At 60.7% G+C, this 22027-nt stretch carries 18 protein-coding genes and 1 pseudogene; 3 read left to right on the top strand and 16 right to left on the bottom strand.

The window, feature by feature from the left end:
- Nucleotides 1-12 precede the first annotated feature (12 nt).
- The 15 genes from LPA37_RS13175 to LPA37_RS13105 form a co-directional block, all read right to left on the bottom strand.
- Nucleotides 13-264, bottom strand: coding sequence for a hypothetical protein (locus LPA37_RS13175; protein WP_229012785.1), 252 nt, complete (start codon nucleotides 262-264; stop codon nucleotides 13-15).
- Between the two features lie 70 nt (nucleotides 265-334).
- Nucleotides 335-2416: a LamG domain-containing protein gene (locus LPA37_RS13170; RefSeq protein WP_229012784.1), complete on the bottom strand. Its 2082-nt coding sequence runs from the start codon at nucleotides 2414-2416 to the stop codon at nucleotides 335-337.
- A gap of 1035 nt (nucleotides 2417-3451) precedes the next feature.
- Nucleotides 3452-4888, bottom strand: coding sequence for an aspartate ammonia-lyase (locus tag LPA37_RS13165; protein WP_229012783.1), 1437 nt, complete (start codon nucleotides 4886-4888; stop codon nucleotides 3452-3454).
- A 118-nt stretch (nucleotides 4889-5006) separates the two neighbouring features.
- Nucleotides 5007-6047, bottom strand: a complete 1041-nt coding sequence (locus LPA37_RS13160) for a nuclear transport factor 2 family protein (protein WP_229012782.1) — start codon at nucleotides 6045-6047, stop codon at nucleotides 5007-5009.
- 110 nt (nucleotides 6048-6157) lie between these two features.
- Nucleotides 6158-7168 carry an asparaginase gene (locus LPA37_RS13155; RefSeq protein ID WP_229012781.1) on the bottom strand — a complete coding sequence of 337 codons (1011 nt, stop codon included), beginning with the start codon at nucleotides 7166-7168 and terminating at the stop codon, nucleotides 6158-6160.
- A gap of 263 nt (nucleotides 7169-7431) precedes the next feature.
- Complete coding sequence (locus tag LPA37_RS13150) at nucleotides 7432-8421, bottom strand: nuclear transport factor 2 family protein (RefSeq protein WP_229012780.1); 990 nt, start codon at nucleotides 8419-8421, stop codon at nucleotides 7432-7434.
- A gap of 212 nt (nucleotides 8422-8633) precedes the next feature.
- Complete coding sequence (locus tag LPA37_RS13145) at nucleotides 8634-9788, bottom strand: porin (RefSeq protein WP_229012779.1); 1155 nt, start codon at nucleotides 9786-9788, stop codon at nucleotides 8634-8636.
- 282 nt (nucleotides 9789-10070) lie between these two features.
- Nucleotides 10071-10748 carry a 3-oxo-tetronate 4-phosphate decarboxylase gene (otnC, locus tag LPA37_RS13140; RefSeq protein WP_229012778.1) on the bottom strand — a complete coding sequence of 226 codons (678 nt, stop codon included), beginning with the start codon at nucleotides 10746-10748 and terminating at the stop codon, nucleotides 10071-10073.
- Nucleotides 10745-12070 (bottom strand): 3-oxo-tetronate kinase, encoded by a 1326-nt coding sequence (gene otnK / locus LPA37_RS13135; protein WP_229012777.1) that lies wholly within the window; start codon nucleotides 12068-12070, stop codon nucleotides 10745-10747. The genes otnC and otnK overlap by 4 nt, the downstream gene beginning before the upstream one ends.
- The gene (locus LPA37_RS13130) at nucleotides 12067-12804 is read right to left on the bottom strand and encodes an alpha/beta fold hydrolase (RefSeq protein ID WP_229012776.1); all 738 of its coding nucleotides are present in this window, start codon (nucleotides 12802-12804) and stop codon (nucleotides 12067-12069) included. The genes otnK and LPA37_RS13130 overlap by 4 nt, the downstream gene beginning before the upstream one ends.
- A 10-nt stretch (nucleotides 12805-12814) precedes the next feature.
- Nucleotides 12815-13630, bottom strand: a complete 816-nt coding sequence (locus tag LPA37_RS13125) for an HpcH/HpaI aldolase family protein (protein ID WP_229012775.1) — start codon at nucleotides 13628-13630, stop codon at nucleotides 12815-12817.
- Nucleotides 13631-13714: 84 nt separating this feature from the next.
- Nucleotides 13715-14776: an ABC transporter ATP-binding protein gene (locus LPA37_RS13120; protein WP_229012774.1), complete on the bottom strand. Its 1062-nt coding sequence runs from the start codon at nucleotides 14774-14776 to the stop codon at nucleotides 13715-13717.
- Between the two features lie 62 nt (nucleotides 14777-14838).
- Nucleotides 14839-15738 carry a carbohydrate ABC transporter permease gene (locus LPA37_RS13115; protein ID WP_229012773.1) on the bottom strand — a complete coding sequence of 300 codons (900 nt, stop codon included), beginning with the start codon at nucleotides 15736-15738 and terminating at the stop codon, nucleotides 14839-14841.
- Nucleotides 15739-15748: 10 nt separating this feature from the next.
- Nucleotides 15749-16645, bottom strand: coding sequence for a carbohydrate ABC transporter permease (locus LPA37_RS13110; RefSeq protein WP_229012772.1), 897 nt, complete (start codon nucleotides 16643-16645; stop codon nucleotides 15749-15751).
- A 23-nt stretch (nucleotides 16646-16668) separates the two neighbouring features.
- Complete coding sequence (locus tag LPA37_RS13105; protein ID WP_229012771.1) at nucleotides 16669-18036, bottom strand: ABC transporter substrate-binding protein; 1368 nt, start codon at nucleotides 18034-18036, stop codon at nucleotides 16669-16671.
- Nucleotides 18037-18238: 202 nt separating this feature from the next.
- Here LPA37_RS13105 and LPA37_RS13100 point away from each other — a divergent pair, with 202 nt between their 5' ends.
- The 3 genes from LPA37_RS13100 (at nucleotide 18239) to LPA37_RS13090 (ending at nucleotide 21628) form a co-directional block, all read left to right on the top strand.
- On the top strand, nucleotides 18239-19153 hold the full coding sequence (locus LPA37_RS13100; protein ID WP_229012770.1) for a LysR substrate-binding domain-containing protein: 915 nt from the start codon (nucleotides 18239-18241) through the stop codon (nucleotides 19151-19153).
- 131 nt (nucleotides 19154-19284) lie between these two features.
- A complete protein-coding gene (locus tag LPA37_RS13095; RefSeq protein WP_229012769.1) occupies nucleotides 19285-20475 on the top strand; it encodes a cupin domain-containing protein in 1191 nt (396 codons plus the stop codon).
- 85 nt (nucleotides 20476-20560) lie between these two features.
- Nucleotides 20561-21628: a LacI family DNA-binding transcriptional regulator gene (locus tag LPA37_RS13090; protein ID WP_229012768.1), complete on the top strand. Its 1068-nt coding sequence runs from the start codon at nucleotides 20561-20563 to the stop codon at nucleotides 21626-21628.
- 268 nt (nucleotides 21629-21896) lie between these two features.
- On the opposite strand, the pseudogene LPA37_RS13085 reads toward LPA37_RS13090, so the two are convergent.
- Nucleotides 21897-22027, bottom strand: a pseudogene (locus LPA37_RS13085) (IS5/IS1182 family transposase); the annotation flags it as partial.

Below are 22027 nucleotides of genomic sequence, written 5' to 3'. Positions count from 1 at the left end.
TGCGATTGACGCTCAGGGCGCGCAGTCGATCTGCGAATTCAGACCCGGCGCCTGAAGCGCCGGCGTGCCCGAAGCGGCACACGGCCCGGAGGCCGGCAGCGCGACGATTGGAACCGGATCGCCCGCACCGCCGGCACCTGCGGGTGCGGCGCTGCCATTAACGGCAGGCCGCTGGCTTGCCGCTGCATCGCTACTGCCATCGCTGCTGCCGCCGCAACCGGCGAGCAATCCGCACACGGCACAAGCAATCAAGCCGCTCAACATGGCGCGCCAACCCGCACTGCACCGATATCGGGCAATAAGGAAGGTCAATTTCATGTCTCTTGCTCCGGTGTCAGTGGGTGGGGGTCAACAGCCCGGACAACGGTTTCTTCGATCCGAAGATCGATTGCAGTTCGGATTCAGTCAGCACGCGGTTCCACATTGCAATGTCACTGAACGACTGCTGGTAGGTCGCCGATACCGATCCGTTCGTGCAGGTGCCTGGCGTGTACGGATTAACTGGATCTCCACACTTGTTGACTTCGTACATTCCTGTGCCGTCTTCACCCACTCCGAACTGGCCCAGCCCGGCCAGATTTGCCAGATTGACCGAGCCGGTCGCTACCGTACCCGTTGCCTCGCCAAGGACCGGATCGAAGCGGTGCCAGGTCATCGTCTTCGCTGCGGAATCCACGGAGATCGCGAGATACATCCACTGGTTCGCCGTGTATGGCGTGTACGGAGACGTCGGGCCGTCCGCGCGCACTCCGCTTCCAGAACCGATGTTGAATGCAATCCCAGCCGGGAACAGGCCAAATGCGACCCCCGCGTTACCGCCGGACACATAGTTCTTGTTCGCGAAGATCGGCACGTCGCCCGTCGTGATGCCAGGCGTCTTGAACCAGAAGCCGATCGTGAACTGGGCGTCCTTCGTCACATCGTTCGTCTGCACGAGCTTGTAGCCGTCGTAGCCGGCCGGGTTCGCGACGGCCGTATTGATCAGCAGGCCCTGGCCACCGAACGGATCGGGCGTGAGCGAGCCACTCTGGTAGCCGTCGGCCCACGGGCCCAGCGTACTGTCTGGTGTCGTGCCGGTCACAATTTCATCTAACGCCGGCACAGCGAAGGTTGGCAGCGCTGAACTGTACGATGACGACGGGTAGTAGGTAACGAGACCTTGCGTCAACGTCGTTGCAAGGGGCGGCGGCGGTGGCGGCGGAGGAACGTACGCGATCGTCACAAGATCGGAGACCGATGCCGAGCCCGTCGTCACCGTGTAGTTGAACTGATAGCTGCCGGCGGTTGTCAGGCCCAACTGGCTGTCCGTATAGGTCGTCGTGCCAGCGGGCAGATTCGCTATTACCTGACCGCCACGCAGCACGGTGATGGCGCCGCTTGCCGGTGCAGCCCAGGTCAGCATGATGCTCCGGTTGTCACTGCCGGTGACGCCCCTCAGTTGTGAAACCGGTTGTGCGCCGACCAGCTCACCGCCGTCCATCGCATAGTTCGCCGGCGTGGGCAACGCACTCCGATAAGAGAGCAAGGTTGGCGTCACGTCAGCGATGCTCGCGTAGGCATACAGATCGTTAAGCGCCGATGGCACTTTCGCGTTCACGCCCTGCGTTCCGTTATTCGCCGGCTGGTTAAGACCGATGAAGGTTGTCGCCTCGGGCAGTTCCGGAAGTCCGTCCGCGCCCCCGGCCGGGTTCAGGCCGTGGCTTGCGGTCACGATGACCAGCCAGTGCGGATACTTCGCGGTTTCGGTGAGTAGCGTGCCGACTGCCGCGTCCAGTTGCGCCAGCGTGTGCATGTAGTTCGAGGATGAAAGCCCGTAATTGAGCGCTGCATCTTCAGCGGAGTGGTACTGCGCGACCACGGTGGCGTAGCCGCTATCGATCATCTGAAGGGTCTGCCGCGTCACGCATGCATCCCCACCCTGCTGCGCGCAGTTGGTAAGCGTATCGAGGTAGCCGGCGCTTTGCTCTGGCGTCAGCAATTGATCGAGGCTGGTTGATTCGACCACCGCGCCGTTCAGGCCTGTGCTGACGGCCTTCGTCATGGCGAACACCGAACTGCTCTGCAGCGCCTGATTGGGCGCGTCCGACATTACCTCATTGCGCAAGGCCCACGTACCGGTCAGCAAGCTTGCCCATCCCGGCGTATCGAGGTTTGGTTGCTGGGTGGTCGTGCCAACGACACCACCGCTGTAGGCCAACTGGATCTGAAGTTTCGCGAGGTTGGGCAACGTCCCCGCGGCGATGCCGCTTTGCACGGCGGTGTACGTTGCGCCGTCCAGACCGATGACCAGCGTTCGGTTTGCGGCCGGGTGGCCAGGCTTGGTACCGTCAGCGGATTGGGTATTGCCGGCTTGCTGCGAACCGCTTGCTGACGCCACGTCAGCGGTCTGGTTGTTGCCGCCGCCACAGCCACTCAACAATGCGCCTGCGCATATAAGCACACAGAGGAGTCCCCCTGCGCGTGGACACTTGATGCCGTCTTTCTTGTGGGAGCCACGAGGTATATCGGATCCGCCGGACCCGGGCGCCGCCCGGGAAATGGTACATGCCTGCAGTCCCCGACCAGAGGACAGGAAAAAGCGCTTTGCTCGCATGCTCTCACCCGCAAAGAGAAATGTAGTGAACAAGACCGGCTTTGCTTCGTGACATACCCACTAGCGCACATCTCTATCGCTGCTTCCGTCGATAGGGGCGGCTTCGGGAATTCGGACAGTTCATTGAATGCGCAAGCCAGAACGACAGTTACCCGCCATGGTGGCGTCAATTAATCAAGGATAACGAATCAACACCGGCTGGCGTACGCACCGGCGTTCAAGGCAAAGGCGGCATCTATAGCATTTTCGACGTGCAAGCGGACACGACGCCGACCACTGTGGCTCAATGGTTTCAATGTCCATTCCAGCCAGTTCAGGAGTTGCAGAAACGACTTCCGGCGCGCGTCTTTTCCGATGTATTGAAGGCGTGATGAGATAAGAACGGGGGTACCACATGGTGCCGCTACTCGACACCGATTTGCGCAGACTTCAAGCATCACGGCAGCGGTAGCGGCCGATAATTTTGAGCAGATGCCGGGACAGCCGGATCCAAAACCTGGATCTGCATGGTTCTGAAAGGCACCGTTCATCGTGTCTCCTTTCCGGCGGCGCATCTAATGCGAATGGATTATGGTGAATGTTGATCCGCAGTAGAAATATAATTTTTCCTGCTTATCTATTCAAAAAATCTATTCGACTCATCAACCATGCTCGTGTTGTGCGAAAGCACTCACGCACATGCTGATGCTCGCGGCCTGCTTACAGGACGCGCGACGGCAAACCCCGCGAGGTTCAACAATGTTTGGGCAGATCTGCCTGTTATTTTCCGACGCCGGTAGCGCGCATGAACGCGCGCGTCACACTTAACGTATGTGCAGGCGTCTCGCAAATTCACCCCGAACTCGCGAGCGCCATTTTCTAGGCCATCTTTGCGTCAAACAGCGCGCGGAATTTCTCCGGAGAGGTCAGTACGGCCGGATCGAGATAGCGTCTTGCATCCGATGCGCTCATGATCCCGCTTTCCACCACGACGGCCTCGATGGTCTTGCCTTCGTCTGCGGCACGCTGTGCGACGGTACTCGCCCGCTCGTAGTCGAACAAGGTGGCCAGTACGGTTGAAAGTGCAAGCGAGTGTCCGGCATCGCGTGCACAACGTTCGGTGTCGGCACGAATGCCGCGCACACATTTCTCGCCAAGCAACGGCAACGCAGCAGTGAGAAGCGTGGCAGATTCACCGATGCAATTGAGGATCAGCGATTCCCACACGTTGAGATCAAGTTCACCCTCGCATGCGCGCGTTACAGCGGCGTCATTGCCAAGTACACGGAAGTAAATCTGCATCACCATTTCTGGCATGACCGGGTTGACCTTGCCGGGCATGATCGACGATCCCGGCTGGACCGCCGGCAACGTGATCTCCGCAAGTCCCGCGCGTGGTCCAGAGGACATCAGGCGCAAATCCGCGCAGAACTTGCTTAGCAGCAAACCGACTGCCTTGAGGGTGCCCGAGACCGACAACCAGATATCCGCGTTTTGCAGCCCGTCGAAGAAATTCGGCTCTGGAGCGTAGGCAACTCCGGTCATCGAACCCAATGCGCTGTATACCGCGCTTTTGTATCCGGGGAATGTGCCGAATTCGGTGCCCACGGCCGTCGCTGCAAGCGGCAACAGCACGCACGTTTCACGCACGCGCGCCAATTCACCCAGTTGACGTTGAAGCCCTTCACGATAGCCGCTGAATTGCTGGCCGAGGGTAATGGGCAACGCATCCTGCAGGCAGGTTCTGCCGAGTTTAACGACCGTCGCAAACTCCTGCTCCTTCTCGCCAAGCAGCGCGATAAACTCCCTGAGCGCATGCTCCAGACCGGCCAACAGCCCATATGCGGTTATCTTCATTGCCGCGGGTATCACGTCGTTCGTCGATTGCCCCATGTTGACGTGCGTGTTGGGGTGGACGGTATCGCTACTCTTCCTTCCGGTCAGGATTTCGTTCGCGCGTATCCCGATTACTTCATTCAGATTCATGTTGGCGGACGTTCCACCACCGCCATGATAGATATCGACAGGAAAAGCTTCGGCATTCTGATGGGCAATGATCTCGTCAGCCGCTGCGACAATGGCCTGAGCCATCTCCACCGGCAGGACACCGATTTGCCGGTTGGCGATCGCCGCAGCTTTCTTGATCTGCGCGATGCTCTTGACGAAGCCGGGGATGTCGGCGATTGTCGTGCGCGAGACGGGGAAATTTTCCCGGGCCCGCGCGGTTTGAATGCCATAATCGAGCGTATCGGAAAGGGTCAGCGTACCAAGTGCATCGTGTTCTTCGCGCGTAGCGCTCATGGCTCTGGTATCCATTGTGTGTTCCTGCAGGAGGCTGTCGAAAGGGCCGTCTCCAGCGGATCGACGTTCAGAAGGATGGGTGTCGTAATACAAGGGGGCCGTGAATCAGGTTCACCGAAAGGCCCCCTCCGCGTTACTCAGCCATCGGCTCCTGCCCGGCTCTGATGATCTGTGCCATGACCGCGATTTCGTCGAAGATCCGCACTTCACGGATGATCTTGCCGTTGCGGATCTCGAAGTGCGACGAACCGAGAATATTCACGGGTGCGTTATTCGTCGGCCCATACACGGGGGATCCGCAATACGTACCGCGCAACAGCCAGACTGTACCGACGCGCAGGCCCAGGTCAGTCGACTCGTGTACCGCGAAGTCACGAATCTCCACTTGAGCATCCGGCACGGCGGCCAGCAGGCTCATCAACTCCATCTGATAGGGCGCGATGCCCATCACGCGCCGCAGGCGCACGGTCTGGCAGACGATCGTATCGCTGAAATAGCGCGGCACCATGTCGAAGAAACGGCCGTTCCAGACATTCCCGAACATCTCCGCGATCATCTGGCATTCGGCGACATAGCGGTCCGGCCGCACCCCCGAGATACCCGCCTTGACCGGATTTGCAATGCGACCAGCGAAAGGTGCGGCTTCGGCATCTGCCTCGATGGCCTTGCCGAGAACCGGCGAATGGGCGGCAAGTTGCGCCGCAACCTTGAACGGATCGAGACCGAGGTGTTCAAGTACTGCGTACTCGTCGCGAATCACCCATTCCTCGACCACCTTGTTGTCCTGCACGACGCAGTGCGCCATCCCGCGGTTCACCCAATCCTTGCCCGTCGGCGGTCCGTACGTCCAGTGACCCAGATGGGTCGCATTATTGAAGACCCGGTGTGCACTGACAAAACCGTTCGGGCCGCGCTGCTCCCATATGACGTCGTCGTGACCACCGCCGCGATTGGGAAACGCCACCATCTTCTGCAGCGAATTCTTCATCACATCTTCGAACCCGTAGGTCTCGCCGTAACAGGTATGAACCTTTACATCAAGCGCGTAATGATCTTTCAGATGCCCCAAGCCGCGTGTGATCCAGATTTTGTCAGTCCAACTAGTGATGTATTCGCGCGGATCGCGATACGGCGCATAAGCGGCAGGATTGATGGCCGTCAGTTGTTCATTCATTTAAACGCTCCTTCGTAAAAACAATTAGATGTGACGCGGGTATGTCGTGGTTTGCACCGCAGGACGCGATCACAAGACGGTAGCTTTCCGCCGTGGGCGTGCAGGGTTGCTCAATAAATCCCGAACGCGCGGCGCAACGCTGCAGTGTCCATGGCGTGCGCGAGTCCAAGCATCAGCAGGATGCGCGCCTTTGGCGGGTTCAACGTATCCGCCGCGATCGTGTCATAACGCGCATCGTCGGCGCACTCACTGACTGCACCAGCGGCCACGCGGCTCGAGCGGACGACCGCCACGCCATGTTCGCGTGCGAGCAACGCCCCGGCTTTCGCCGCTTCCGACAGGCTGCCGTTGCCGGTCGCGGCGAAAACGATGCCGCGCGCGCCGGCTTCAATGGCCGCGCTGAAGAAATGCGTTCCGGCATTCTGATAGCCGTAGACGATGTCGACCTGCGGGAACGTCTCGACGGCCGTGAGATCGAAGGACGTGCTACATGTGTGCTTGCGCAGCGGGAATGCCGCGAACCGGACCTTGCCACCACTGAGCGCGCCGAGTTCGACCGAATCGGATGCCCTGAAGGCATCGGTGGCGCTGGTGTGCGATTTCATCACATCACGGGCCGACACCACACGCTCGTCGAGTACGACGAGCACGCCCATACCGGATGCGTCCTCGCTGATCGCAACGCGAACCGCGTTATACAGGTTGAGCGGGCCGTCCGCACTCAGGGCTGATGAAGGACGCATTGCGCCTGTGACGACCACGGGTTTTCCGCTCTTCACGACAAGGTGCAGAAAATACGCTGTTTCTTCAAGCGTATCGGTGCCGTGGGTGACGACAACGCCATTCACTGTCGGGTCGGCGAGATGCTCATTCACCCGCCTCGCCAGTCGCAGCAACACCGCGTTGTCGATTTCGTGGCTCGCGACGTTCGCCACCTGCTCACTGCTGATGTTCGCGATCTCGCTAAGTTGCGGCACCTGCTTCAGAACCGTGTCGAGCGTGCCTGTCAGCTTGTAGTCGTGCGTCTGCGTGGCGCTCGCCGCCGATGCGGCGATCGTTCCACCGACGCCGAGTATCACAACCCGGCGCAGGGTGTTCGGAGTCCTGCTTGAGCTGATCATCGAGCCTGCTTCCTTACTGGGTTCAAATCTGAACAGATTTTCGACAGGTCCGTAGCCGGACACACCATTTGGGCTTTCCATCTTGCGTCAGCCGACTGCAGCACGAGTCGCGAAAGGCTTCATGTTGACTGCCCGCACAATCCAGCATGAGAACGCTTGCCGTCCAGCGCTTCCTTGCTGCTATTTCTGGAGCTGGAATCCACATCTCACCGGTGCTCCAGCGCAGAACAGCGATCAGAATCGGCCAGAGGCGCCGGTGCCTTTCACGCGCCGGCCTTGCTCTCGACATGGGCGAATATCTGCTTCCAGATCGATACTTCGTCAGTCACCATGTATTCCACCATGACCTTGTTGCCGGTCATGTTCGCGTGACTCATGCCCATCACGTACACAGGCGCGCCAGTCGGTTCGCCGAAATGGCCAAACCCGCTATGCGTACCTGTCAGCGACCATCGGATCGCCACACGCACCGGTTGTTCGGGGTCGCGGTTGACCCGGGCCGTTTCGATTTTCAGAACGGCGTCGGGAAACGAGGCGAGATAGCCGAGCGCAAACGTGTCAATGTCGCTGTGACCATACAGGACGTGGCCGCCGGGCGCGTGAAAGGCTGCACCGTGGAAATACAGGTCGCGGATCGCAGCCGTTTCCTTGTCGTGCCAGAGGCGGTGAAACTTCTTGCAATAGGTATCGACGTCCGGGTCATCCTGAATGGATGCGTGGTAGCGGCTCGGCTTGTCGTGCGCCGGCACAAAGTAGGAGATGGGTACGCCGCTCCGGATTTCCCGATCCGTCATGTCGCGGGCGAGTGCGCGGGGCTCCATGCCGAGGCAACGGGCAAAGGCGGCCTGGTCGCGTACCAGCCACTCTTCGACCACGACCTGGTCACGCACCCAGCAGTCAGCGATGATGCGGCTGCGCACCATGCGGCCTTGCGCCTTGCCGAGGATACCGTCACCGGTATGTCGCATCACCGAGGTGAGGCGATGCGATGACAGGAAAGTGCCGTCATCGTGCGGAGTCCAGATTACATCTTCGCCGACCAGTTGCCGATCGGGGAACTGATGCAAAGTCTGAAGGGTTTGCGCAGTAACGCCTTCGTTACTGCCGGTAAAGCCAGTGGCTGCGCGTAACAGGATTTCCGGCGCATAGTACTGCTGCAATTTCCCGCCGATGCCGCGATCCTCCCAGATCTCACGCGTGATGCCGTAAATAAAATCAGGTACGTCCTTGTAAGGGCCAAGATTGATGTTCATGTCATTCTTCCCGGTTGAATTCGATACACGTCAATGCGGATGCACAGCGTCCGCCGCTTGTCATGTCTAAAACTCGACTGCACTTCAGCTGGTCGGCCTGTCGAAACAGAACCTTCCCGAGTACGATCAATGTAAGGTAATCCTTTGGATCCTCCGGACGTCGGGTGCAATCACGTCACCCCCAATATCCCCCACGAAAACCCGCTTACTACTCAGAAATGATGCCTGAGGCCAGCCGCGACACCGATCTGCCGGTTATTGGATGAAGCTGCGGTAAATGCGAGTTGCGCCACTGCCTGCTGCCCGACCGAGTTCGTCCCGCTTGCCGACTGCCCATAGCCGAAAAGATAGACATCGGTGCGCTTCGAGAGCAGATAGTCCGTTCCCAGATTGACCTGCCGATAGTTTGCACCGGGGGCGCCTCCTGCAGAATTCACTCGCGTATAAATGAATGCGGTGCCCGCCATGAGCGCAGGTGTGAACTGATAGCGATAGTTCAACTCGAAACTGTTCAGCACACCCGTGCCCTGATAGTCTTGCGGATTGGGGCCTGAGCCACTGCCGAGACCTTTGAATTCAGTGTTGCTATACGTACCGCCAATCGTCGAGCCACCGAACGTGAACGATGCACCGAGGGCGGCGATTTGCAGCGTGCGCGCCGAGACAAACCCGGAAAAGCTCAGTCCGGACACGTTTGTCCCCACAGTGCTCGACGTCCCGTCAAACACCGATGTGTTCGGACTGTTGATATGCGACAGCGTGCCGGCTATGGCGAACTGTCCGCCCGTATAAGTCACACCGACGCCCCACGTACTGTTGGTCGACGGCGAGCCCGCCACGCCACCGAGCGAATAGGTCGCACCCATTCTCAGGCCGCTGAAGTTTGCACTGACGAACTTCAACGCATTGTTCAGCCGGAAGCTGCCATTGAAGTCGTTGTGATCACCCGGTTGCGTACCGGGACCGCCGGACCATGCATAGCCTGATTCGAACGGCCCGATGAAATCGGTGGCCAGATCGTACTGGCGGCCAAGTGTGAAGTTGCCTGCCGGCGCGGCTATGCCAACCCACGACTGCCTTCCAAACAGACGTCCGCCCTGCCCCAGCTTGCCGTTATTTACGTTGAAGCCATTTTCAAGCGCGAATATGGTCGCGTAGCCGCCGCCCAGATCTTCGCGTCCCTTGAAGCCGAAGCGGCTCGCGCTGAGTGTGCCGCTTTGCATCTGATAGGCGTTCGAGCCGCCCTGATTGCTGGTATAGAAAAATCCCTCGTCGATGATCCCATAAAGCGTGACGCTGCTCTGTGCATGCGCGGTCGCCGCCGCGGCGCAGCACGTCAACGATAAAAGTACGCGTGTCCCTTTCATTTCCTGTCCTCCTCATGATTGTTTCTATCCCACCCGGTGGCCATCACGTCACGCAGCCACTACCTGCCGGTCTCCCGGATCCGCGCTTCGCCTCCCCGAAACTACGTCGCTCCATCGGGATGGAAGGCACTTCCCATTTTAATCAGCCAGAATTCCTTTCAATAAGTTATCCTTATTTCATCTTTTAATATCGCAAACATTCCCGTTATCAATAGCCTGATGAATCTGTGTGGTCGATGCCGATCGTTCGACTATCCGTCCTCGTTGCGACAGTCTTGCGCGCTACCACCTGATCCCGAACGCGTCGTCGAGCGCATCGAGATCGGTCTGAGTCAATGAGGTGGCGAGTTCCCCGGACATAAAGCGCAGCCGCGCCGTTTCCTCGAGTTCTTCGAGCACATAGGACGCGTGCGAAACCGAGCGCTCCCATACCACCGGACCAAGCCGCTCCAGCAGGACACCGCGCACCTGACATGCGAGCGCTGCCACCTCTGCAGCAACGGCCGGATCGCCCGGCCGACGGTAACGGATCAGCGGAACGTGGCCAACCTTCATCACGTAGTACGGCGTGAGCGGCGGCATAACATCGTCTTCGCACCAGACGCTTCGAGCGTTTCCCGCATTCGCAAGAGTGAGCGCGACCAGATGCGTCGAATGCGTATGCACAATGCCGCATGCCTCGGGATTGCTGTCATAGATCGCGCGATGCAGCACGATTGTCTTCGATGGCTTGTCACCCGAGACCCACCGGCCGTCAAAGTCGACCTTCGCGATGCGGGCAGGATCGAGGCGGCCCAAGCATGCGTCGGTCGGCGTGATCAGCCATCCATCCTCCATGCGCGCGCTGATGTTGCCGGCCGTGCCCACGGTGTAGCCGCGCGTGTACAGGCTTGCACCGACCTCGCAGATTTCGTCGCGGATCGCACTTTCGCTGCTGCCTGCAATGGCGTGCGGCGTCATGACATGTCCCCATCGCGATGTTCGAGCGCTTTCAAAAAGAAATCTGCTGTGCCGAAGTTGCCCGACTTCAGCGCGAGTGCAAGTGGTTCGTCACCGGTACTGACAGTGGCGGGAACGCCCGGGGCGATCTGCGCACCGATGCGCAATGCCTGCACGCCGAGCGCCTGAACAACTGCGCCAGAGGTCTCACCGCCGGCGACCACAAACTTGCGCACACCGAGCATGCGCAGCTCGCGCGCGATGGTCGCCAGCGCCTTTTCCACAAGTTGTCCCGCCCGGGCCACGCCCAGTTCGTGCTGGACCGCCTGCACCTCCTCGGATGAGGTGGTCGCGTAAATCAGCACGGGCTGCGGACGCTCACCTTTCAAATGCTCGCGCGCAAACGCCACAGCCTGTTCAACCACAGCTTCGCCCCGCGCGATCGCAAGCGGATCGATGCGAAAGCTCGGCTTGTCCACGCACCACGCGGCTACCTGTGCGTTGGTTGCCCGCGATGCACTGCCGGCCAGCACGACCGCAGCCCCCTCGACCGTGGGCAGGCGGCTGGCATGTCCGGCCAGCGCGAGCAGACCCGCGCGCTGGAAGTTGGCAGGCAGTCCGAGCGCGACGCCGGAGCCGCCGGTGATCAGCGGCATCTCAGCGCAGGCCTCACCCAGTGTGCGCAGATCCGCATCGGACACTGCATCGGCGATGGCAATGCGCACGCCTTCATTGCGCAGTGCATCGACCACAGTGCATACGGCGTTCGGCCCCTGCGCAACGACGTCAAAACGCACGAGGCCGACTTTTGAACGCGTCTGCCGTTGCAGCACGTGCACAAGGTTGGGGTCGGTCATTGGCGTAAGCGGGTGGTTCTGCATGCCTGATTCGTTGAGCAGCACGTCGCCCACAAACAGGTGACCGCGATAGACCGTGCGGCCATTTTCAGGAAAGGCCGGACATGCGATCGTGAAATCGCCGCCGGGCAAATCCTTCAACGCGTCGAGAAGCGCGCCGGTGACCGGTCCAATGTTGCCGGCATCGGTTGAATCGAACGTTGAACAGTATTTGAAGAAGAACTGCCGGCATCCCTGGGCGCGCAACCAGGTGAGCGCGGCAAGCGATTGCGCGACCGCATCAGCGGCGTCGATCGTGCGCGACTTCAGCGCGACGACGAGCGCGTCGGCATCGGCGGCCGCGGACATGTGCGTGTGGGGCACGCCGATGGTCTGGACCGTGCGCATGCCGCCGCGCACGAGCATGTTCGCGAGGTCGGTTGCACCCGTGAAGTCATCGGCGATGCAGCCGAGCAGCGGTCCCGTTTGCTTGCCTGAGGCCGTCATAGCGTTGCCCCCGCGCCAGCAGGCTGCTCTGTGGATGCGCCAAGCCAGCGCGCGAGGGCAGCGTTGCACACAGCAGGCGCCTCAAGCAAAACGAAGTGTCCGCAGGCAGGGACCGCGTGCAGCGTCGCATGAGGTATTGCCCCCGCCATCTCCAGTTGCCGCTCAACCGGGCAGACGCGGTCATCCTCGCCGTACAGGATCAGGACCGGCACGTCGATTGATGGCAGAAGTGGTCGTGCATCCGGTCGCCCGCACGCATACTCGACCTGATGCAGGAAGCGCGCAGCGGTCGCCTCCGCCATCGCGCTGATCTCGCCCGCCAGCGCATCGCTTCGTCCGCACGCGGGCGACAGATAGTTCGGCAGCAACTCGTCCCGCAACACGCGGCCCAGATCGCCTGCCGCAACACGCGCGGCAAGCTGCCGGCGCGGGGCGTAATTCACTTCGATGTCGGCACGCGCGTTCGTCGCGATCAATGCGATCCGTTCGATACGCTGGGGGGCCTGCCGGTAGAACTCAAGGGCGGCGATGCCGCCGAGCGAAAAGCCCGCGAGACTGAAGCGTGGTGGCAGCGTCGCGAGCAACGACGCAACCTCTTCAGAAAGCGTCGCCTTGTCGCCGAGCATGCACACGATGATTTCCCGCTCGCCGGACAGGGCGTCGATCTGCGCGCGCCAGACCCGTTCGTCACACAATGTGCCGGGCAGGAGTACCAACGGGGAGATGCTGGTCATTTCCCGAGCCTCAATAGCCATTGCCAGCCGCGGCGGTCTTGCCACCACGGGCGGCCATCAGACGCGCGTTGCAGCCCGTCGCAAGCGCGTTCGCGTCATTGCCGGGGGTCACGAGATGGAAACCCTGCTCCAGCCGCCGACAGGCAGCATCGCCGTCGCTGCAGAACATACCGGCGAGCAGACCGCGTTTACGGACGGCAGCAAGAATGCGTTCGATGGCGCGTTGTACTACTTCCGCCGGTTCGACGGTCGGCGCCACTCCAAGGCTCAGCGCAAGATCGTTCGGCCCGATGTAGACGCCATCGAGGCCAGGGGTATCGAGGATCGCATCGAGATTGTCGAGCGCGGCCTGCGACTCGATCATGGCCAGCGCAAGCACCGTGTCGTTCGCGTGAGCGAAATAATCGGCACCGCCGTAGAGCACTCCGCGCGCCGGACCGAATGAGCGCGTACCGACGCCTGGGTAACGGCACGCGGCAACAAACTCGCGGGCCATCTCAGGCGTGTCGATCGAGGGGCAAATCACGCCATAGGCGCCGGCGTCAAGCAGGCGCATGATTTCCGGGCCGTTCAGTGATGGGCAACGCACCAGGGGTGTCGCCGACGTAATGCTGATCGCCTGCAGCATGCCAAGGGCGGCGTCAAAGCCAACCATGCCGTGCTGCAGGTCGACCGTGACCGAGTCGAAGCCCTGGGTCGCGACGATTTCGGCGGCATAGCTGCTCGGAATGGACAGCCACGCATTGACGACCGGCTCACCGGCGAGAAACTTCTTTTTTACAAGATTGGGACGCATATTCTGACTAACTCGTCGTTCGTACTGCACTCGTTCAGATTTATCCAGCGAACCGTCGATCGGCAGACGCTGTTAGCGCACCTGCACCTTCGTGTGTTCGCGCAGACATCGGGATCAGGTGGCGCCCAGGCGCACCCCGCTCGTGCCGTCAAACCAGAAAATCCGGGACGGCTCCGGCCGCACGCCAATCCGGTCGCCATCCGCGTAACGGACCGCCTTGTCGCCCTTCACGACAAAATGCTGACCGCCGAGCTTCAGCGTAATCAGCGTGTTATCACCCAGCAGTTCGAATGCGAAGATGTCCGACGCAAAGGCACCCGGCGTCGCGTCGGAACCGATCACGATGTCTTCCGGGCGCACGCCGAGCGTGAGCGGTCCGTTGCGCGGCGGCACGATCGGCAGGGCAAGACCGTCGGGCAGCACGAACTGCTGGCCCCGACCCTCGCCGTGCAGCAGGTTCATTGCTGGCGCGCCGATAAAGGCTGCCACGAACGCATTCGCGGGTTCGTTGTAGATGTGCTCGGGCGTGTCGATCTGCTGCAACACGCCGTCTTTCATGATGGCCACACGCGACGCGAGCGTCATTGCCTCAACCTGGTCGTGCGTCACATATACCGTGGTCACGGCAAGTTCACGTGCCAGGTGCTTCAGCTCGGCGCGCATGGTGCCACGCAGTTTCGCATCGAGATTCGACAACGGCTCGTCCATCAGGAACACGCGCGGGCGCCGCACGATCGAGCGCGCCAGCGCCACCCGCTGGCGCTGGCCACCCGAGAGTGCAGCGGGACGACGCGCGAGCAGATGGCCGAGCTCAACCCGCTCCGCAGCGCGTTTGACCTCACGATCGCGCTGCTCGCGCGACACACCGCGCAGCTTCAACGGATACGCGATGTTGTCGTACACGCTCATATGCGGATAGAGGCCGTAGTTCTGGAACACCATCGACACGTCGCGCTGGCGAGGCGGCACGCCGTTCATGCGGTCGGAATCGAACAGCAGTTCGCCGTCAGTCGGGTCCTCAAGGCCGGCAATCATCCGCATGGTGGTGGTCTTGCCGCAGCCCGACGGTCCGAGCAACACCAGGAACTCACCTTCGGCAACAGCCAGGTCGAGGTTTTTTACCGCCTGGAAACCACCCCAGGTCTTGTTGATGCGATTTAATGTGACGGTAGTCATGAGCTTCGCCGTGGTAAGGGTTGGGCGTCGGGAATCCGGAGCAAATCTGCGATGCGCGCCGCTCAGCGCACTGCGCCCGCCGTCGTGCCGCGGATCAGATAGCGCTGCATGTACGATGCAAAAAGGAACATCGGCACCATGATCAGAATCCCGGTCGCGGACAGCAGTTGCCACAGATCGCCCTCTTCCCGGTTGAACATACTCATGGCCACCGGCAATGTCACCGCGTCTTCGGAGGTAAGAATCACGGCGATGATGAAGTCGTTCCACGACAGGATGAAACAGAAGATGCCGGCGGTTACGATGCCTGGAAACGCGATCGGCATGATCATCTGGTACAGCACCTGCAGGCGCGTCGCACCGTCGATTCGTGCCGACTCCTCGATGTCGATCGGGATCTGGTCGATGAAGCCCTTGATCATCCAGATCGCGAACGGCATCACCATCGCGGTCTGCACCACGATGAGCGCGGTGCGGGTGTCGTAGAGGCCAAGACTGCGAAACATCAGGAAAAACGGCAGAACGATCACGACCGGAGGCAGAAATTGCGTGGCGAGCACGGCCACCATCAGCGACTTGTGCGCGAACAGCCGGAAGCGCGAGAACGAGTAGGCAGCAGCTGTCGCGACCGGCAAGGTAATCGCAACGGTCGACAGCGACACGATCAGCGAATTGACCAGCTTGTCCTGGACGCGAAACGGCTCGCGCATGATTTCGACGAAGTTGCCAAGTGTCGGTTTAAACGTGGCACGAAGCTGATAGATATCCACGTAATGCTTGAATGCGGCCGACAGGATCCACAGTAGCGGCAACAGGATGATGACTGCGACGAGCGCCAGCGCGATGGCGCGGCCGAACATCGCGAGCCGCACGCGCACTGCGCTCGGCGCGCGATAGACCGACGCCGGTCGGGAGTGGGTCGATGCAGGCGACAACCCGTCTTGCATTGGTTTGGCGGTCATGGCCGGCTCCTTATTTGCCACGCTGGGTGAGCCGCACATACAGCACGGTCAGCAGCATCATCGGGATCACGAGCAGCCAGCCGAGCGCAGACGCATAGCCCATGTTCAGGTACTTGAAGCCCTGGAAATAGATGAAGTGGGTCAGCGTCTGTGTCGCCTGTCCCGGACCGCCGTTGGTGATCATCACGATCTGGTCGAACACTTTCAGTGCGAAGATCGCCTTCAAAACCACCGCAACGGCCAATACCGGTACCAGCTGCGGAAGAGTGATCGAGAAGAAGACCCGCAACGGACTCGCACCGTCGACCTCGGCGGCTTCCTGGGTTTCCTTCGGCACCGAAGCGAGCGCACCGATGAAGATCAGCGCGAAGTACGGCGTCCAGTGCCACACGTCGCTCGAGAGCACCAGCCAGAAAGCCGCCGTCGGATTGCCGAGCAGGTTGACGTCGTGCAGATGGAGTGCACGGCCAATTGCACCTGCCAGCCCAAAATCGGCGTTGGCCATGAACCGCCACAACGCGCCGATGAGAGCCGGGCTCATCGCGAACGGCAGGATCAATATCGAGCGAAGCGCAGCGCGCACGATGCCGCCGCGAAACAGCAACACCGCAATCGCGAGCGCGAACCCCACGGTCAGCAGGGTGGACGCAAGCGTGAACCGCGCCGTCACCCACGCGGAATTCCACATCGCCGGATCGGTCACCGCGCGGGTGTAATTCTCAAACAGATAGCCGATCTGGGACCAGCCGTCCGACGGCGCCCAGAGCGATTTCGATTCGTTCGCGCGCCCGAGATTCCAGTCGCGAAAGCTGAGATAAAAGGTGGTGACAAGCGGATACAGCGCCGTGCCGAGGACGATCAGGATCCCCGGAGCCACCATTCCATATTTGGCAAGGCGTTCAGACATGAACCATTCTCCCGGGAAAGTGCCTAGCGAAGCTCACGCTGGACGACAAGGTGTGCGCGCTCGCTTGCGTCTCTCATCAATGTGTCGATATCTCCGCCCGACACCGCCTGATTAATCGCGATCGATGCCAGATCCGCCACTTCAGGCCAATAAACGACCTCTGGCATAGGCGCCGCGTTGCCCTGCAGTGCTTCGGCCTCGGCGGTCTGGACGTGTGAGTTGGCTGCATTGACCCGCGGATCCTTAAGACTCGACCATCGGTTCACTACGTTGTTGCGCACCGCAAAACCATCCACGTTGCGCTCGATCGCATTGCGTTTGTCGAGATCCGGGTTGGCGAGCCATTTCAGGTATTCCCACGACGCCGCCTTGTGTTTCGAATACATCGAGATCGACATCGGCATCGTGTTGACCACCGTGGTCGGCGGGTCACCGGGCTTGTAGGCAGGCATCGGCGCGAAGCCCACCTGTTCAGGCTTGAGGATCGAATCTTTGGGATTGGTCACAGCGGCATACGCCCACTGCCAGATCGGCAACATCGCGACCCGGCCCTGCTGGAAGGCAATCCGCGCGTCCTGTTCCACATTTGAAGTGGCGCCTGGACCGCAAAGATTGTGCTTTGAGTAAAGCTCGACGTATTCGCGCGTGGCCTTCATTGCTTCGGGCGACGTCCAGGCCGGATAACCCCGGTCGTCCAGAATCCGTCCGCCAGCCCCACGCACGAAGTCAGCCCACACGAACAGGTTCTGGCGATTGCCGTCCGCACCGTAGTAGCAGGCGAGCGGCGCGACGTCCGGATACGCGGCGCGGATCTTCGGGCCCGCGCTGATCACGTCCTGCCAGGTGCGCGGCGCCTTCAGATGCAGTGCGTCCAGAATGTCCTTGCGATAAAGGAACATCTGCACGTTGCTGCGCACCGGCATGCCGTAGAGCTTGCCGTTATGGGTCACGGACTTCAGGAATGCGGGCGGATAGTCAGCGAGATCGAAACGGTCCTGCGTGATGAGCGGATCCAGCGGCTTCAGCCAGTGCGCGTAGGATGCGCCCCACTGGTCGAGATAGTTGACGATGTCGACGTTGCCATTGGCGGCCACACCCACGCTCGTGACTTTTTCCTGCAGTGCTCCGAACGGCACGAACAACCATTTAACGACGATGCCCGTATCGTCTGTGAACTGCTGCGTGCGCTTTTGCAGTGCCACGAACTGCGGTGTGTTGACGGCCATCACCTTGATTGTCTGACCGTTGTACGGCTTGCCGGCCTTCAGCCCATAGGGCAGTGTCGCGGCGGTTGCGCCGCTGGCGGAAACGGGAAGTTCTGCCGCTGTTGTGACATTGCCGACGGCGATGAGCGATGCGCAAACCACGGCGCGAGCGATACGGCCATACATGGTTGTCTGTCTCCAGTGGTCGCAACAGGAACGCTTCGACCTACGTGTCTGCGCGTTTGCCGCGCTGAGATTCCTTCAACGTTTCTTCTCCAGCGCGGCGATCTGCCGGGCGCTGGACGTTGTGTGAAGCAAATTTGAACCTGTCAATTTGTTCTGTCCAATATATTATTCGTTGTAATTTCATATGTTTTAGGAATGAAATATGATCGATCTGCGTCAGTTGCGCTACTTCGTGACCCTCGCCGAAGAGCTGAATTTCGGACGCGCGGCAACGCGCCTGCACATCACCCAGCCGCCGCTCAGCCAGCAAATCATGCAGCTCGAGGCCGAACTCGACACTCCGCTGTTCATCCGTGGCAAGCGACCGCTGCGACTTACCCAGGCAGGCGTCGAACTGCTGGCGGGTGCACGGCGACTACTCGCCCAGTCCGAGGTGGTAATCGAGCACGCGAAGCTCGCCGGACGAGGCGAGCGCGGGCGCCTGGGAATTGCGTTCATTTCGGGCTCGCTGCCGAAAGTGCTGCCCGAATGCATCGGCGCGTTCCGTCAGCGCCATCCGGATGTGCGGCTCGACCTGCGTGAAGGCGTAAGCTCGACGCAGCGCGAAACAATCCTCGCCGGCGAAATGGATGTGGGCTTTGTTCGGCCGGTCGGCAACGACACCGACGAACTGACCAGCCGCATGCTGCTGAGCGAACCGATGATGCTCGCCGTGCCCGACCAGCATGCACTCGCTCTCGTCGAACGCGTGCCGGTCGGCGCCCTTGCTGCCGAGCCGTTGATCCTCTTCAACCGGCAACACTCGCGATATTTTCACCGGATCGTGTCCGACATCCTGCAGCGCGCGGGCGTGACTCCGGAGGTTGCTCAGGATGCGACCCAGCTCTATACCGTGGTCGCGCTGGTGTCGAGCCGGCTCGGCGTCGCGATCGTGCCAGCCTCCGCGCGGCACATGCGTTTTCCGGGTGTGGTGTTCCGTCATCTCGAACTCGACAGGCCCGTAAGCGCTGTGCTCGAACTCACGTGGCGAACCGGCGACACCAATCCGGCCCTGCTGAACTTCATCGACATCGCTGTCGCCGAAGCTGATCGCTATTCACATTCGTCCGCGCTTTAGCCCACTATTTTTTCAACTCGTTCTGTCTTTTCGCGGCTTCCTGTACTATTCTATGCATTCGAATGCATAGCGGGGCTGGCGAGGTTAACGCAAGGGCCCGCAGGTGCATTAACTTTTTTCTGGAGACGAAAGTGACAACCGGCAACGCCCCCACGAGTGAAAATCCTTCCCTGACAGACGAAGAAGTGCGCACGCGCCTGATCAGAAGATCCGATATGGTGCCCTGCAAGATTGCGTTCATCGACTGCAAGATGAAGGGGTCGGATCTCAAGGAAAATTACTCGCTGATTGGTCCCGGCGTCACCCAAAGCGCCGATCAGGTGGTGAACCTGCGCGAACCGCATGGGTTCAGTCTCGGTGTGGCGGCGATGCCACCCGGTGTCGTGAATAATCTTCATGTTCACTACACGGCCGAGGTGTTCATGATTTTCAAGGGCCGCTGGCTCTTTCGCTGGGGCGCGAATGGCAACGAAGGCACCGTCATCGGCGAGCCGGGCGATGTGCTCAGCATCCCGACGTGGATCTTCCGCGGCTTCAGCAATGTCGGCGACGACGACGGCTGGATTTTTTCGGCTCTCGGCGGCGATGAAACCGGCGGCCTGATCTGGCATCCGTCGATCCTTGAACAGGCGGCGCAACACGGTCTTTATCTGACGAAGGAGTCCGTTCTGGTGGACACCGCCGCCGGCGCACCGATGCCCCCCACCGACGCGCTGCTGGAACCGATTGACACCGCTACCGCCGAAAGCCTGCGTCACTACTCACCTGACGAGATGCGAAAACGGCTGGTGAAGGTCGACGATCGCAAGTGGTCATCGCGCGCGCTGCTGGACAGCGTACTGCCGGGACATCGCAGCGAGATGGCGCCCGTGGTCGGCTTCGGCATGATGCAGGACCGCGATCAGGAACCCGCCGTCACCAATCCGCACGGCTTTTCGATCGAGTGGCTGCGCATTGCGCCCGGCGAGCAGGTCGGCAAGTACATGCTCGATGCGAAGCAGGTCCTGATCGTGTTCGAGGGGACAGCTGAGGTCACATTGAACGACACGGGCAAGGAAGTCAGCGCCAGAGTGGAACGCCAGGATCTGTTTTCAGCACCAGCGAATACGTGGCGTTCGATCCGCGCAGTCGGCGATGTGTCATTGCTGATCGCCGTCATGACTGCAGGGGACGAGAAGAAAACCATCACCTGGGCCCCGGAATTCGTCGTGGCAGCTGCGAAGGCCGGGTTTGGCATCGACCACAATGGTTATGTCGCGCCGCTGCGACTGCTGCCGTTTGAGACCCGTCAGGCCGCCGCCGCTCTCATTGCAGCAGGGTAGCGCCTGGGACGATCTACCGCGATCAGCGGTGGATCGTTTAGAATCGCTGCTCATCCGCCGATCACCTGATTCCGCCCCGCTCCTCATGACCGTGCTGCCCCCCGCGACGAAACGCCGTCCAGATCGGTCGACCGGACTATTAGAGTCCGAACCGGTTGCGCAGCGCGCGACATCCTATGATGTTGCGATTGCCGCCGGCGTCGCCCAGTCGACGGTGTCGCGGTGTTTCCAGCCGGACAGTCCAATTTCGCCGGAGACGCGTGCGCACGTAATGGCGATAGCCGGCCGGCTCGGCTATCGGCCAAATGCGCTCGCACGTTCACTCATCCTCGGGCGCTCGAACGTGGTCGGGGTCATCGTCACGCGATACACGTTGCGCTACAACCCGGAACTCCTGTACGCACTCGGCGAAGCGCTCACCGCGCAGAGCATCAAGCTGCTGCTGATTGCCGTCGACAGCGACGACGCGGTCCATCCGACGTTGCGCGATGCGCTGGAGTTTCCGCTCGATGGTCTGATTTCCTGCGCGACGATGACAGACGAGGACATCGCGGGATTCCGGCGGCATGGCGTACCGGTCGTGTTCCTGAACCGGTGTGTAGCGTCGGATGGCGTGGATTGCGTCGCGACCGACAATCTCGACGCAACGCAACAGATCGCAGACGCGCTCCATCGCGCAGGACATCGGCGATTTGTCTGTATCGGCGGTCCACACGGCGCGCCGGTAAGTGAGGAACGGGTAACCGGCTTCGTCGGTCGTCTGCGCAGACTTGGGGTAACAGAGGTGGTCACGGTCGTGTCCGACTTTTCCTATGATGGAGGGCGCGCGGCGCTCCTCGCACACGCGTCGAAGTCAACGGACAGAATCGATGCGGTGTTCTGCGCGAACGACCAGCTCGCGCTCGGTGCGCTTGACGCTTGCCGGTTCGATCTCAAGCTTGCGGTACCCGACGACATTTCGATTGTCGGCTTTGACGACGTTGCGGAGGCATCGCGACCTGCCTATCAGTTGACCACTGTCCGACAGCAGATTGAAGAGCTCGCGGCTCAAGCCGTTCGTCTGCTGGGCGAGCGGCTTGCCCAGCCTCGCATCGAGTCGCGCACCATACTCATGCCGGGCGTGTTGATCACGCGGGCGTCGGCGCGAATTTGAGCCGGGCGCCGTCGCCCATCCATGTGGACCGCAAAACCGGCCGGTGAATTGATCATCCTTTGAACGGCGCCCGTATGGCTCGCGGCCGTCGGCGTCTTTTGCATCACGAGTGCGACGTTACGCCTAACGCCGTTTTCCGTTCCACCGCACCTTCCCCTTATTGCAACTGTCGTCTCGGCAACAAGCATGAGACGCCTGCGCGCGAAGATCACTCAGAACCGTCGGTCCGACGTTACTGTCGATGGGTGTTGGAGATCATTAGAGCGTGTTAGGAACTTTGGATAATCGGCGCAGCATGAACGAGCATCAACATGGCGAAGACGACGAAGTGCAGACCTGCCAAGGTTTCGGGCAGGCGCTCGTAGTCGCGAGCCAGTCGCCGGAACCGGTTGAGCCAAC

Source organism: Paraburkholderia gardini, assembly GCF_907164545.1.
Classification (GTDB): Bacteria; Pseudomonadota; Gammaproteobacteria; order Burkholderiales; family Burkholderiaceae; genus Paraburkholderia; species Paraburkholderia gardini.
Note: the sequence above shows the minus strand (reverse complement) of the source record. Positions and strands in the feature narration are given on the sequence as shown.